Annotated in this window: 13 protein-coding genes; 11 read left to right on the top strand and 2 right to left on the bottom strand. The window is 60.5% G+C overall.

Annotated elements, in window-relative coordinates:
* Positions 1-205 precede the first annotated feature (205 nt).
* The 9 genes from fabF (at position 206) to C4S63_RS00085 (ending at position 9,748) form a co-directional block, all read left to right on the top strand.
* Positions 206-1,444: a beta-ketoacyl-ACP synthase II gene (gene fabF, locus C4S63_RS00125; protein ID WP_197461898.1), complete on the top strand. Its 1,239-nt coding sequence runs from the start codon at positions 206-208 to the stop codon at positions 1,442-1,444.
* Complete coding sequence (pabC, locus tag C4S63_RS00120) at positions 1,444-2,244, top strand: aminodeoxychorismate lyase (RefSeq protein WP_200819487.1); 801 nt, start codon at positions 1,444-1,446, stop codon at positions 2,242-2,244. Before fabF ends, pabC begins: the two co-directional genes overlap by 1 nt.
* A gap of 171 nt (positions 2,245-2,415) precedes the next feature.
* Positions 2,416-3,474: an endolytic transglycosylase MltG gene (gene mltG, locus C4S63_RS00115; protein ID WP_062816572.1), complete on the top strand. Its 1,059-nt coding sequence runs from the start codon at positions 2,416-2,418 to the stop codon at positions 3,472-3,474.
* Positions 3,471-4,097: a dTMP kinase gene (gene tmk / locus C4S63_RS00110; RefSeq protein ID WP_063510092.1), complete on the top strand. Its 627-nt coding sequence runs from the start codon at positions 3,471-3,473 to the stop codon at positions 4,095-4,097. The genes mltG and tmk overlap by 4 nt, the downstream gene beginning before the upstream one ends.
* Positions 4,088-5,095 (top strand): DNA polymerase III subunit delta', encoded by a 1,008-nt coding sequence (locus tag C4S63_RS00105; protein WP_062816574.1) that lies wholly within the window; start codon positions 4,088-4,090, stop codon positions 5,093-5,095. Before tmk ends, C4S63_RS00105 begins: the two co-directional genes overlap by 10 nt.
* Before the next feature lie 90 nt (positions 5,096-5,185).
* Entirely contained in the window at positions 5,186-5,533 is a 348-nt protein-coding gene (locus C4S63_RS00100) for a PilZ domain-containing protein (protein ID WP_062816575.1), read from the top strand.
* Between the two features lie 183 nt (positions 5,534-5,716).
* The gene (locus tag C4S63_RS00095; RefSeq protein ID WP_103916336.1) at positions 5,717-6,508 is read left to right on the top strand and encodes a TatD family hydrolase; all 792 of its coding nucleotides are present in this window, start codon (positions 5,717-5,719) and stop codon (positions 6,506-6,508) included.
* Positions 6,505-7,839 carry a DNA recombination protein RmuC gene (gene rmuC / locus C4S63_RS00090; RefSeq protein ID WP_103916335.1) on the top strand — a complete coding sequence of 445 codons (1,335 nt, stop codon included), beginning with the start codon at positions 6,505-6,507 and terminating at the stop codon, positions 7,837-7,839. Before C4S63_RS00095 ends, rmuC begins: the two co-directional genes overlap by 4 nt.
* Positions 7,840-8,119: 280 nt before the next feature.
* The gene (locus tag C4S63_RS00085; RefSeq protein ID WP_103916334.1) at positions 8,120-9,748 is read left to right on the top strand and encodes a trypsin-like serine protease; all 1,629 of its coding nucleotides are present in this window, start codon (positions 8,120-8,122) and stop codon (positions 9,746-9,748) included.
* On the opposite strand, the gene C4S63_RS00080 is transcribed toward C4S63_RS00085, so the two are convergent.
* Both C4S63_RS00080 and C4S63_RS00075 read right to left on the bottom strand, forming a co-directional pair.
* A complete protein-coding gene (locus C4S63_RS00080; protein ID WP_063510096.1) occupies positions 9,713-10,555 on the bottom strand; it encodes a hypothetical protein in 843 nt (280 codons plus the stop codon). The two genes, C4S63_RS00085 and C4S63_RS00080, sit on opposite strands and share 36 nt — an antisense overlap.
* A gap of 33 nt (positions 10,556-10,588) precedes the next feature.
* The gene (locus C4S63_RS00075; protein ID WP_103916333.1) at positions 10,589-11,695 is read right to left on the bottom strand and encodes an aminotransferase class V-fold PLP-dependent enzyme; all 1,107 of its coding nucleotides are present in this window, start codon (positions 11,693-11,695) and stop codon (positions 10,589-10,591) included.
* A 180-nt stretch (positions 11,696-11,875) separates the two neighbouring features.
* Between C4S63_RS00075 and C4S63_RS00070 the strand changes: the two genes are divergently transcribed.
* Entirely contained in the window at positions 11,876-12,511 is a 636-nt protein-coding gene (locus tag C4S63_RS00070; RefSeq protein ID WP_082810820.1) for a TetR/AcrR family transcriptional regulator, read from the top strand.
* Entirely contained in the window at positions 12,508-13,059 is a 552-nt protein-coding gene (locus tag C4S63_RS00065; RefSeq protein ID WP_103916332.1) for a DUF1285 domain-containing protein, read from the top strand. Before C4S63_RS00070 ends, C4S63_RS00065 begins: the two co-directional genes overlap by 4 nt.
* Positions 13,060-13,082 lie beyond the last annotated feature (23 nt).

The raw sequence follows: 13,082 nt of genomic DNA, 5'->3' as shown, positions 1-13,082 counted from the left end.
GCAAGGTTCCTCAGAACTTGCGGCTTTTTTGTTGCCGCTGAACAGGTCGTTCGGTTGTCATGAAAACCGGGCAGAATGAACGGCCCCATGGCTGGTCAAGCAAGGCCAGAATGTTGATTTTGCTTACATAACGGCGACGAGCAGATCGGCACTTTGTAGTAACCTTGTCGCTATTGCCGCAAAAATAATGGATGGAGGTATTCGGGTGACGTCACGGCGAGTAGTGATCACGGGTCTGGGAATGTTGACGCCGCTGGGAGCGGATGTGGCTTCCACCTGGGAAGGTATCAAGGCGGGCAAGAGCGGTATCCGCAATATCGATCACTTTGATACGGAAGCCTTTTCCACACGTTTTGCCGGGCTGGTTCCGGAATTCGACATTGCGGATTACCTGTCTCCGAAAGATGCCCGCAAGATGGATATCTTTATTCAGTACGGGCTTGTGGCGGCGATTCAGGCTATCCGTGACGCGGGCCTGGATATGGACAAGGAGGACGGTGACCGGGTCGGTGCGGCTTTTGGCTCCGGTATCGGTGGTCTGACCAACATTGAAGACAATCACGTCAAGATGCTGGACTCCGGCCCGCGCAAGCTGTCGCCGTTTTTTGTGCCTGGCACCATCATCAACATGATTGCCGGGAATCTGGCCATCATGTACGGCATGAAGGGGCCCAACGTGGCCATCACCACGGCCTGTACCACCGGTACGCACAATATTGGTTTTGCCGCCCAGCAGATCATGCTGGGCCAGGCAGACGTGATGGTCGCGGGCGGTTCCGAAAAAGGCTCCACGCCGCTGGGCCTGGGGGGCTTTGCGGCTGCCCGGGCACTGTCTACCCGTAATGATGATCCCCAGGGCGCCAGCCGTCCCTGGGACAAGGGGCGGGATGGTTTCGTGCTGGCCGACGGCGCGGGTGCGGTGGTGCTGGAAGACTACGAACATGCCAAGGCCCGTGGTGCGACCATCTATGCGGAGTTGGCGGGTTTCGGCATGAGTGATGATGCTTATCACATCACTGCGCCGGCGGAAGGCGGTGTCGGGGCCATGAAGGCCATGGAAAATGCCCTGCGCAACGCCGGGGTTTCTGCCGATAAGGTGGATTATATCAATGCCCATGGCACCTCTACCCAGATGGGCGATCTGGCAGAAATTGCTGCCATCAAATCCCTGTTTGGTGCCCATGCCGAGAAGCTGGCGGTGAGCTCCACCAAATCCATGGTCGGTCACCTGCTGGGCGCGGCCGGGGCGGTGGAAGCCATTTTCTCCATCCTTGCCATTCGTGATTCCATCGCACCGCCCACCATCAACCTGCATGAACCGGACGAGGGCTGCGATCTGAATCTGGTGGCCAACAAGGCTCAGCAGCGGAACATCGATTACGCCCTGTCCAATTCCTTCGGTTTCGGTGGCACTAACGGAACCCTGCTGTTCAAGAAGGTGTGATGCTCGATCCCCGTGACCGCGGACTGGCCTATGGCGATGGTCTGTTTGAAACCCTGAGAGTGACAGCCGAAGGGCGAGTTCCTCTCTGGGCGGGTCATCACCGGCGCCTGCAACAGGGAGTGCGGGCGCTGGGGTTGCCAGTGCTGCCGGAGTGTCGTTACCAGGCAGCCATTGCGGAAGGCGTCGCTGCCCTGGCAGGGAAGCCCGGTGTGGTCAAACTCACCCTGACCCGGGGGCCGGGAGGGCGGGGCTATCTGCCGCCCCCGGAGCCACAGCCAACCGTGTTGTGGCAGGCGGGTTCGCTACCGGTCTGGTCCGAGCCGCTGCGCAAGCAGGGCATCACAATGGGGCTGTGCGATGCCCCTCTGTATCCAGAGTCCCTGGCCGGGCTCAAGCATCTCAATCGACTTCCCCAGGTACAGGCTCGTCGTGAGGTGGCTCGTCAGGGCTGGCACGAAGGGCTGCTGCTCAGTTGCCGTCGCCAGCCCCTGGAAGCCACGGCGATGAATCTGTTTGCCCGCTTCGATGATCATTGGTGGACACCTGACTTGCTGGCCGCCCGAGCCGGCGTGGCCGGGGTAATGCGCCAGTGGCTCATGGCGCATCTGGCCGCGCGGGGGGAAACGGTGGCCTGTGATTTGAGGCCGCTGTCACAGCTTCACGGCGCTCGCGGTGTGTTTTTGTGCAACAGTGTTGTCGGCGTGCTCCCGGTGCGTAAACTGGCGCAATGGCAGTGGCCGGTGCTGGATTCAGTGTTGCAATTGCAACGCTCTGCCGACGCGCTTTTTCTGCCAGGATAAATCCGCGGGCAATCTGTGAGAGACAATCAGACGCAATCCGTCACTTGCCGACGAAAGCGCCTCTGAATGGTCTGGGCTTTCCACTCAGCTCCCTGTTATCCGCAGTGCTATCGTTACCACTTTGGCAAAGTATTTATTTCATTCGGCAACACAGGCCCTACAATTTCTCTCATGCGTAAAAAAATTCGAATTTTCGGACTGCTGGTGGTGTTGCTGGTGGTTGCCATTCCGTTGGCGGCGGCCTGGGTCAGCAGTTACCTGCATCAACCTCTGCCGCTGTCTGAACCCGAGGTGGTGGAGGTGCCCCGGGGAGCGGGGTTGAGTCGTGTGCTGCTTGGCCTTAAAAAGCAGGGTTTGCTGGGCGACGGCTATCCGGCGGAATTCCGGCGTCTGGGGGCACGGCTTTACAGCAGCCTGACCGACATGGATGGGCGTATGCATGTGGGGGAGTACCGTCTGCAGCCCGGTGACTCCTTGCTCAGCCTGCTGGAAAAAATGGATCGCGGTGAAGTGATTCAGCGCAGTCTGACTCTGGTAGAAGGCTGGAACTTTCGTGAGCTGCGTGTGCGTTTGGCCGCTCAGGATACCCTGACGCATACCCTGGACAGTCTTACCGATGACCAGATCATGGAAAAGCTGGGCCGTCCGGGTCAGCACCCGGAAGGCTGGTTTGCCCCGGAAACCTACTTTTATACCCGTGGCACCTCGGATCTGACTCTTCTGCGCCGGGCCCTGGAACGACAGGAAGCACTCCTGGAAGAGGCCTGGTCACAGAGAGACGACGACCTGCCCATCGACAGCCCCTACGAGGCCCTGATCCTGGCGTCCATCATCGAAAAGGAAACCGGAGTGCCCGATGAGCGCCCGGAAATTGCCGGTGTCTTTACCAACCGCTTGCGCAAGGGCATGCGTCTGCAGACCGACCCCACGGTGATTTACGGGATGGGCGAGGCCTACGACGGCAACATCCGCCGTTCCGACCTGCGCCGGCCCACCCCCTACAACACCTATACGATTTCCGGGTTGCCACCCACGCCCATCGCCATGCCCGGACAGGAAGCCATTCTCGCAGCGGTACAGCCGGCGCAAACCGAATCCCTGTATTTTGTCGCCCGGGGGGATGGCAGCCATTACTTCTCGAAAACCCTGGCCCAGCACCAGAAGGCGGTTCGCGATTATCAACTGCGCCGCCGGGAAGGCTATCGTTCCTCGCCGGGAGGCGCGCAATGAGGGGACGCTTCATTACTCTGGAGGGCGGCGAAGGGGCCGGCAAGAGCAGCAATCTGGACTGGCTTGCGGAACGGTTGCGGGCGGCCGGCAAGACCGTGCTGATCACCCGCGAGCCGGGCGGCACCCCGCTGGCGGAAAGCATCCGCCATGTGCTGCTGGCGCCAACGGATGAAAAAATGGCGGATGACACCGAGTTGCTGCTGGTATTTGCCGCCCGGGCCCAGCATCTGGCAGAAAAGATCCGCCCGGCACTGGAGCGGGGCGACTGGGTACTGAGCGACCGTTTTGTGGATGCCACCTGGGCCTACCAGGGTGCCGGGCGCGGCCTCAACCGCGATGCCATAGCCCGCCTGGAGCAGCTGGTGGTTCGCGATACCCGACCGGATATGACCTTGCTGTTTGATGTGCCGGTGGAGGTGGGCATGGCGCGGGCCGGCAAACGGGCGGCGCTGGATCGTATCGAGCAGGAAGACAGCGCGTTTTTCGAACGGATTCGCCAGTGCTATCTGGAGCGGGCTGGCAACGAACCGGACCGCTTTCGGGTGCTGGATGCCTCATGTGATCTGGAGCAGGTCCGTACCCGGTTACAGCCATTGCTGGAGGAAATGCTTACGTGGAAGTAACCCGAGCCCGTATCCAGGTGCCTTGTCCCTGGCATCAGGACACCATGGCCCAGCTGCTGGACCAGCATCAGCAGGGGCGCCTTCCCCATGCGCTGCTGATCAGTGGTGCCAGGGGGATTGGCAAGTTACGCCTGGCCGAGTCTCTGGCGCAGACGCTGCTCTGTGAAAAACCGGCCGGTGGGTTGCCCTGTGGGCAGTGCCAGGGGTGCCAACTGAGCACCGCTGGCACGCACCCGGACCTGCACCGGCTCAGCCCGGAAGACAACAGCCGGGCCATCAAGATCGATCAGGTGCGTAAACTGGTCGGGTTTGCCACCCGCACAGCCCAATACAGCGGCTACCGGGTAGCAATCGTGGCACCCGCGGAAGCGCTCAACCGCAACGCCCAGAATGCCCTGTTAAAAACTCTTGAAGAGCCTGGCGGGCAAACCTTGCTGTTGCTGGTCTGTGATCAGCCGACCCTGCTGCTGCCGACGATTCGCAGCCGCTGTCAGCAGCGTATCCTGCCGCTGCCGCCTTATGAGCAGGCGCTGGAATGGTTGCAGAATCAGGTGGGGGAGAGTGCTGGCCCGTTGCTGGATGCGGCCCAGGGTGCGCCCCTGCGGGCCCTGGCCCTGGAGCAGTCGGAGTGGTTTGCCGACCGGGCACGTTTGCTGGAAGTCCTGGTGTCGGTGGCGGAAGGCCGCCAATCCGTGGCCCAGGCCTCGCCGATCTTGTCCAGGCATGATCCCACGGAAATGGCCGGGGTGATCTACGGCTGGTTGTCCCGGTGCCTGCATCAGGCCTACTCCGGGCAGCAAAGCGCGGATCCATCACTGGCGCCGTTGCTGGCCCGATTGTCCCGGGCGGTGCCACCGGCCCGTCTGCTGCGGGCGGCTCAGCGGGTTCTCGAGGGTCGGCGGGCGTTGATGTCCGGGGCCAACCCCAACAAGGATCTGCTCTACGAACAGTGGCTGCTGGTGCTGGTGGGCGTTGACGCTGCGGCAGCAGCCCACTAATCTTCACCCTATTAATAATAAAGTCTTACGGGTTGTGGCATGTTGCTGGCGCGCTTGTCTCCAGCCCGTATGTGATACGAGGCACCCCCTATGAAAATGCCCGGCGGCCGCAGCGGCATCCTGTCGCTTTCCATCAAGGACAAGGCAGTACTGTATTCCGCTTACATGCCTTTTATCACCAATGGCGGCCTGTTCATTCCCACCGACAAGCAGTACAAGCTGGGCGAGGAAATCTTCCTGTTGCTCAACATCATGGATGAGCCGGACAAGATCCCGGTGGCGGGCAAGGTGGTCTGGATCACCCCCAAAGGGGCCCAGGGCAACCGAAGTGCCGGCATCGGCGTGCAGTTTTCCGATCAGGACGACACGGCCCGGGTGACCATTGAAAACCACCTGGCCGGCTCGCTGGAGTCTGATCGCCCGACCCATACCATGTAGGGTGTCGGACCTCTGACGTCGAAAGCGGCAAAAGCCTGAAGCCGCATTCAAGCGCCTCGCAGATCAAAAGCGGCAATTTCCCGGTGGGTATTGCCGTTTTTTGCGTCAGGCCCCTGTCCCCGGGCGTCGTGCGTAGGGTCTGTCTACGCTACAATGCCCGCGTTTGTCATGCCGGAGCACTGAATGTCTGACGTCGCTTTTGTGGATTCCCACTGCCACCTGGATCGCCTCAATCTGGACGCCCATAACGGGGATTTTGACGCCATGATGGCCGCCACCGCCGAGGCCGGCGTGAGCCACATGTTGTGCATCGGGGTGGATCTGGAAAGCTTTCCGGATGTGCAGGCACTGGCCGAGCAGCACGACCATGTGTTCGCCAGTGTCGGTGTGCATCCGCTGTACAAGGAATCCCGCGAGCCCCAGGTCCAGGAACTGGTGGAGAGGGCGACCCATCCCAAGGTAGTGGCGATCGGTGAGACCGGGCTGGATTATTTCTATGCCAAGGAGCAGCGGGACTGGCAACAGCGCTATTTCGTTGCGCATATTCAGGCGGCCCGGGAGACGGGGCTGCCACTGGTCATCCATACCCGTGGCGCCAAGGACGATACGCTGGCGTTGCTGAGAGAGCATGGTCAGGGACAGGTGCGCGGTGTGCTGCATTGCTTTACCGAAGACCTGGACATGGCGCAGCAGGCCATCGAACTGGGGTTCTATATTTCCATCTCGGGGATCATCACATTTCGCAATGCTGAAAGCCTGCGTGACACCGTCAAAGCCTTGCCGCTGGAGCGGCTGCTGATCGAAACCGATTCTCCCTGGCTGGCCCCGGTACCGTTCAGGGGCAAACCCAACGAGCCTCGCTATGTGGCCCAGGTGGCCGAGTGTGTGGCCGGGCTGAAAGGCATTTCCGTGGACGAACTGGCGCGGATTACCCGCGATAACTTCTTCACCCTGTTCAACAAGGCGCAACCATGAACCCGAATCTGATGCTGGGGCTGGCAGCGCTTGGCGGCGCGGTCTTTGCGGCATTGCTGGTGCTGTTGATGGAGCGTCGTCGCAGTGCTGCCCGGGAAGCGGAACTGGTAAGCCAGAAACAGGCCCTGTCCGAGCCCCTGGCCCAGGTGCCACTGCTGCGTGAGCAGCTGGAAACCAGTCAGCGCCGTTTGCAGGACAGTGAGTCCCGTCTGCAGCAGCTGGCCTCGGACAAGGCGCGACTGGAAGAACGGTTGGCCGGGCAGGAAGAGAAACTGACCTTTGCCGAGAAAAGTCGCGAACAGCTCAAGCAGGAATTCGAAAACCTGTCCGCGCGAATTTTCGAGCAGCGTGGCAAACAGCTGCAGGAGCAACAGCAGCAGGGCCTGGACGGCATGCTCAAGCCATTCCGTGAGCAGCTGGCAGACTTCCGCCGCCGGGTGGATCAGATCCACAGCGATGAAACCCGGGCCCAGGCCTCGTTGATTGAACAACTGAGCCAGTTGCGCAGCCTCAACCAGCAAATGCACGAGGACGCCCGTAACCTGACCGATGCCTTGAAAGGGCAGGTGAAGACCCAGGGGAACTGGGGGGAAATGATCCTTGAGCGGGTGCTGGAATCCTCCGGGCTGACCCGTGGGCGCGAGTATGAAACCCAGGTCACCCTGAAAGACGACAGTGGCCAGCGCCGTCTCCCCGATGCCATCGTTCATCTGCCCGAGAACAAGGATGTGGTGATCGATGCCAAGGTCTCTCTGGTGGCCTATGAGCGATTGTCATCAGCCTCCACCAGCGAAGAGCGGGAACAGGCCCTGCGAGATCATCTGATGTCCCTGCGCAGTCATATCAAGGGCCTGGATATCAAGGATTACAGCGGCCTGGAAGGTATTCGCAGCCTGGATTTCGTGCTGCTGTTCATTCCCATCGAGGGGGCCTTCATGGTGGCCATGGAGCAGGACTCCAGCCTCTACACCGATGCCTTTGCCCGCAATATCGTCCTGGTCAGCCCCACCACCTTGCTGGTCACGTTGCGGACTATCCAGAACATCTGGCGTTACGAATACCAGAATCGTAATGCCCTGGATATTGCCGACCGCGCCGGAAAAATCTGTGACCAGGTGTCCCTGGTAACGGAATCCCTGGACGACGTTGGCGACAAGCTTGCCAGGGCAACCTCCTCCTGGGAGCAGACCCGCAAGCGCCTGACCACGGGTAACGGTAATCTGTTGCGTCAGGCCCATCAGTTGAAAGATCTGGGTGCCAAGGCGCGACGCAGCCTGCCGTCTCCGGAAGAGGACGATGACGCAGGCGTGCAAGACGACCGTACCGACTGACGGGTCAGTCGGACAATCCGGTGTGAAACTTGTAAAAGCTTGCATTCATATAAAGCGTTTTGCATTATAAAAATGTGCATTAAAAATAAATGCAAAATGACGCGATATGTCGCTAAATGCGACAAAAATAGCCACAAAATGACTGGGCTGGGTGGTCATTTTTAACGATCTTCTGGCACCTGGGTGCCATCGTTCTAATATCAGAACCAGGTCACAGGTATAAGGCAAATTCCTTAGTTAGTATCGGTTACGTAACGAAACGCTAACTGAGGGTAATTTTATGTATCGTTTGATGGCCTCCTTGTTGCTGGGGGCAGGTCTGGTTCAGACGGTATCGGCGTTGGATGCCCAGCCCCGGGTGGTCGGGGGACAGGATGTCACACAGGTGCGGCCGTGGATGGCCGAGGTGGAAATCAGCCGGTCCGGCAATCCCGCTTACACGTCGACACTGTGTGGCGGCACCCTGATTGCCCCCCGCTGGGTGCTGACCGCAGCTCATTGTGTGGATAACGTGCAGGCAAACATGCTGTTTGTTTCCCTGGGCAGCGTGAACCGCAACACAGCTGCAACCCCCGAGCGGCTGGCGGTTACCGATCTGCAGCTGCATCCGGCCTACAATGCTGCCCAGTTCCATAATGATCTGGCCTTGCTCCAGTTGGCGTCTCCTAGCCGGTTTGCACCGCTGGATATGGCCAAGCCCCATATCGTTACCGGGCTTGCCGCAGGCAGCCACGATGAGGTTCTGGAGGTGCTGGGCTGGGGCTCCACCACGCCGGATGGCTATGCCCTGACCGACACCCTGCAAAAGGCGGATCTGGACTTCGTGCCGCAGGACTATTGCGCCAGCCAGTGGAGTAGCTTGACCAATAATCAGATCTGCGCCGGTGAGATGAACCCAAAGGGCCAGAAACAGGATTCCTGTCGGGGTGACAGCGGCGGCCCGCTGGTTTATCACAACGAAGACCAGCAATGGTTGGTGGGCGTCACCAGCTATGGTCATGAAACCTGTGCCACCAATGGTGTGCCCGCGGTCTATACCCGTGTCGACCGCTACTTGCCCTGGCTGGAGGAAACCACCTCCGGTGGGCTGGTGGACCTGCAGGCCGAGGGCCTCAACGGTGATCAGTACCGCAACACGGGCAGTTCGGTGACCCTGTACCCGCGCATTGCCAACACCAGTACGCGCACGGATGCACGCAATGTGGGCCTGCGTATCGAGCACAAGCCCGGGCTGTCCGTATCGGTGCCGGGCCTGTCCTGTCGCACCTACACGGGGTATACCGATTGCCGCAACAGCCTGTTCCTGGCATTGGGGCAGAGCAGCGGCAGCTATGCCATGACCCTGAAGGCCTCCAGCCGCTGGGCCGATCAGGTACGGGTAAGTCCGATCAGTGATGCCTACGATTACTTCAGCCTGCGTAGTGAAGCGTTCAATCTGGTCTTCAGCAACGAGCCCAATGTGGTGCTTGGCCTGACCTCCAACCGGGGTAGCGACGGCCATGTGCGCGTCAGTGCCCAGGTTCGCAATGCGGCGACCCATGAGAGTGCTGCCCGGGTAAGAGTGAGTTTTGCATTACCCAGTGGTTGGCAGACCGTGCAGTTGCCGGAAAACTGCAGCGGCAGCCGCACGGTTCAGTGCGGACTGGGGGATTTGTCTGCGGGCCAGTCCGCGGCGCAGCAACTGGTGCTGTCGGGCCAGGGCTATGATGCCATGACTGTGCAGGTGTGGACCGATAACGGGGATTTTCCCACCGGCGATAGCAAGGCCTATACCCGCCCGGCGCAAGCCCGCAGTGCAAGCACGGCGCCCAGCACGGCGCCGGACAGTGGCGGTGGCGGCGGCGGCAGCCTGTCGTTGCTGGCGCTGCTGGGGCTAGCCCTGGTTGCCGGTCGTCGGTTCTACCAATGACAGGTGCCGCTGGCGCTCCGGCGCCAGCGCGCCCTGGTTGCCTTTCCAGGGCACGGCATCCATTCCCCTGGGAATTTCCGTTAACTGGAAGGGGGCCTTGATGATCTCGAAGTAGGGGGAGTGGTCGAAATCGGCGGCGGTGATGGCCCGGGGCTGAAGCCGCAGCAGGCGGCTGCCGGCGCGATCTTCCTTGACCAGCGGCAGCACCGGGAATTGCACAAAGCTGAACGCATCGGCGACCACGGTGCCAGTCAGGGCCCGCACCAGCTCTCCGGCCCAGCGCCGGAAGATATTGAGGCGCCAACGCAGCGGCAGCCATCGCCACGGCATCAGGGTCAACAGTGCCAATGCCGCCCAGGACTGGCTGCCACCGGCGCCGATCCGGCTGATCGCATAGCGCAATACGTCCTGTGCCTCATTGTCACTGAGTCCCTGGGCCCGGCAGACGCGGATCTGCCGGCCTTCCAGGGCAGACAGCGGTTCCACGATCAGCCCCCGTTCCAGCCGCGCATCAATCACCAGCTGGGTATCCGGTTCGCAGGGGGTGTAGTCCGCCAGCAGCGCGCGCAAGGCCGGGTCTGCCACGTCATGAAGCCGACCGATGTAAAGCACCGCCCGGGCAAAACGGCTGTCACCGATGACCTTGAAGGTACGGTCAACGTTGCTGTGGCCGGCTACCAGGAGAACGTCACAGGGTTTGATCACCGTACGCAGGCTGTCCAGGTCGGCACTGGGCTGGCCACTGAACGGCTCGTCCCGTTGCAGGCGACGGCAGATCCATTGGTAGAAGGCCAGTTGTCGACTCATGGTGACTCCGGGGATGACAAGAAGCTCAGCAGCTTACAACAGGGCCAGGGCCCGGTCGATGACCGAATAGTCGGTATAGAAATGGGGTGAGAATCGTACCCCGCCGCCCCGTTCCGCACAGACCACACCGGCCTGGCGCAGACGCTGGAAGGTCTTTGCCGGCGTTTCCTCCGGCAAGCTGAAGGTGACAATGCCGGCCCGCCGCTGCGGTTCCGCAGGGCTGAGCAGAGTCGCTCCGCGCTCGCCCAGTCCGTCGATCAGTCGCTGCACCCGGTCCTGCAGGGCCGCGGCCACCTGGGCCATGCCTTCTTCCTCGAGCAGGGAAAGGGAGGCCTCCAGCGCATGGGCCCCCAGCATATTGGGGCTGCCGCATTCGAAACGGCGGGCATTATTGGCCACTTGCCAGTCGGTGGTGGTGTAATTCCCCGCATTGGCCACCATATGCCAGCCATGCTGGCGCAGGGTCAGCCGGTCTTGCACGTCCTGGCGGCAATAAAACAATGCCAGCCCCTCCGGGCCCAGCATCCACTTGTGACCATCCGCCACCACGAAATCTGCCTTTGCCTGTTCCGCGGAGAAGGGCAGGGCACCGAGGATCTGGATGGCATCCACACAGAACAGGATGTCCCGTTCCCGGCAGGCTGCGCCGATGGGCGCCATGTCCATCCGCAGACCGGTGCCATACTGCACGGCGGAGAGCGAGACCAGCCGTGTCCGGGGCCCCAGCGCATCGATGACCGCCTGTTCCGGCCGGGCCGTATCCAGGCCCACGGAAACCACCTCGACACCTTGATCCGCCAGCGCTTCCCAGGGAATACGGTTGGAAGGGAACTCCTGATCGCTGATCACGACCTGGTCACCGGCCTGCCAATCAATGCCCTGGGCAATCACTGATAAACCCTCGGAGGTATTTTTCAACAGGGTGATCTCGTCGGTGCTGACGCCGCCAATGAGCCAGGACAGGCGTTCGCGCAGGCGTTGCTCCACTTTCAGCCACTGGGGGTAATCACGGGCACCGATCTCACAGTTCTGACGGGCGAATTCCGCCACCGCATGGCGGCTACGTGTGGGCCAGGGAGCCACCGCCGCATGGTTCAGGTAAAGCAGGTCTTCACGGTGGGGAAATTCCGGGTGAGCCATGATGCCTCCATGCTGGGCGAGTGTGTCATGACGCTATGCTAACCCCTGTGGTATTTCCATCAATACAAGCCTGTGTTTATAAAAAGGGAATACGTTAGAATTGCGGGAGTTAGGAGCCTCTGATCAGAGGTTTCTCAAACCGTCCTTACGTCTGGTATGACGGGTTCGAAGGAGAAATTGATGGGTGACCTGGAAAAAGCCACGCGCAAGGCGCAGGAATTTCGTCAACGGGAGCGACAGATTCTCGATGCAGCCCTTGAACTGTTTCTGGAAGAGGGCGAAGACCGTGTGACCGTGGAAATGATTGCCGACCGGGTCGGTATCGGCAAGGGCACCATCTACAAGCACTTCGAGACCAAGAACGAGATTTACCTGTTGCTGATGCTCCGTTATGAGGAGGATCTGGCTGAGGTGTTCCAGAGCATTTCCGGTGGCGACGACAAGGAGAGACTGGCGCGGGAGTATTTCCGTTTCCGGATCAGTGACCCCAAGCGCTACCAGTTGTTCGACCGCCTTGAGAACAAGGTGATCAAGGATCATGCCCTGCCGGAGCTGGTGGACAAGTTGCATCGCATTCGCGAAGCCAACTTTGCCCGCCTGACGGATATCGTCAAGGCGCGCATTGCCGAAGGCTCCCTGGAAGATGTGGACCCGATCTATCATATCTGCTCCGCCTGGGCGCTGGCCCATGGGGCGGTGGCGTTGATGGAATCCCCGTTCTACCAGAAGCTCATCGATGACAAGGACGACTTCCTGGATTTCCTTATCGAGATCGGCATCCGCATGGGCAACAAGGGCCAACGGGGGCCGCGATGAAACAGGCGGAAGAACTGCTGGCACTCCTGGAGAAAGCGGACAAGGATGAAAGCGGCCTGCCGCCGGTGCACCAGTGGCAGCCGGAGCGCCATGCGGATATCGACATGCGCATCGCCCGGGATGGCACCTGGTACTATCAGAATTCCCCCATCCAGCGTGAACGTATGGTGGCGTTGTTTTCCACCATCCTGCTGCGTGAAGGCGATGACTACTTCCTGATCACCCCGGTGGAAAAGCTGCGTATCAAGGTGGACGATGCCCCCTTCGTGGCGGTGGAAGTACAACGTCTGGAAGAGGGCGGCACGAGCAAACTGGTGTTCACCACCAATGTGGGCAGCCATGTGGTAGCGGGCGACAACCACCCCTTGCGCGTGGAAACCGACCCGCAAACCGGCGAGCCGTCTCCGTACCTGCTGGTACGGGAAAACCTGGAAGCCCTGATCGGTCGTTCTGCGTTTTATCAGCTGGTGGATTGGGCGTTTGAGGAAGAGGGAAAGCTGTTTGTGGAGAGTAATGGTCGGCGTTTTGAGTTGGGCAGCCTGGGGTAATTAATAGTTAATAATGAATAATT

This window comes from Alcanivorax sp. DSM 26293 (assembly GCF_900107995.1).
In the GTDB taxonomy this organism is placed as follows: Bacteria; Pseudomonadota; Gammaproteobacteria; order Pseudomonadales; family Alcanivoracaceae; genus Alcanivorax.
This window is presented reverse-complemented; position numbering and strand designations above follow the sequence as displayed.

Bases quoted from the DNA above. Each gene is read 5' to 3' on its own strand.
- pabC (WP_200819487.1), top strand. From the start codon at position 1,444: ATGCTCGATCCCCGTGACCGCGGACTGGCCTATGGCGATGGTCTGTTT.
- mltG (WP_062816572.1), top strand. From the start codon at position 2,416: ATGCGTAAAAAAATTCGAATTTTCGGACTGCTGGTGGTGTTGCTGGTG.
- tmk (WP_063510092.1), top strand. From the start codon at position 3,471: ATGAGGGGACGCTTCATTACTCTGGAGGGCGGCGAAGGGGCCGGCAAG.
- C4S63_RS00100 (WP_062816575.1), top strand. From the start codon at position 5,186: ATGAAAATGCCCGGCGGCCGCAGCGGCATCCTGTCGCTTTCCATCAAG.
- C4S63_RS00095 (WP_103916336.1), top strand. From the start codon at position 5,717: ATGTCTGACGTCGCTTTTGTGGATTCCCACTGCCACCTGGATCGCCTC.
- rmuC (WP_103916335.1), top strand. From the start codon at position 6,505: ATGAACCCGAATCTGATGCTGGGGCTGGCAGCGCTTGGCGGCGCGGTC.
- C4S63_RS00085 (WP_103916334.1), top strand. From the start codon at position 8,120: ATGTATCGTTTGATGGCCTCCTTGTTGCTGGGGGCAGGTCTGGTTCAG.
- C4S63_RS00080 (WP_063510096.1), bottom strand. From the start codon at position 10,555: ATGAGTCGACAACTGGCCTTCTACCAATGGATCTGCCGTCGCCTGCAA.
- C4S63_RS00075 (WP_103916333.1), bottom strand. From the start codon at position 11,695: ATGGCTCACCCGGAATTTCCCCACCGTGAAGACCTGCTTTACCTGAAC.
- C4S63_RS00070 (WP_082810820.1), top strand. From the start codon at position 11,876: ATGGGTGACCTGGAAAAAGCCACGCGCAAGGCGCAGGAATTTCGTCAA.
- C4S63_RS00065 (WP_103916332.1), top strand. From the start codon at position 12,508: ATGAAACAGGCGGAAGAACTGCTGGCACTCCTGGAGAAAGCGGACAAG.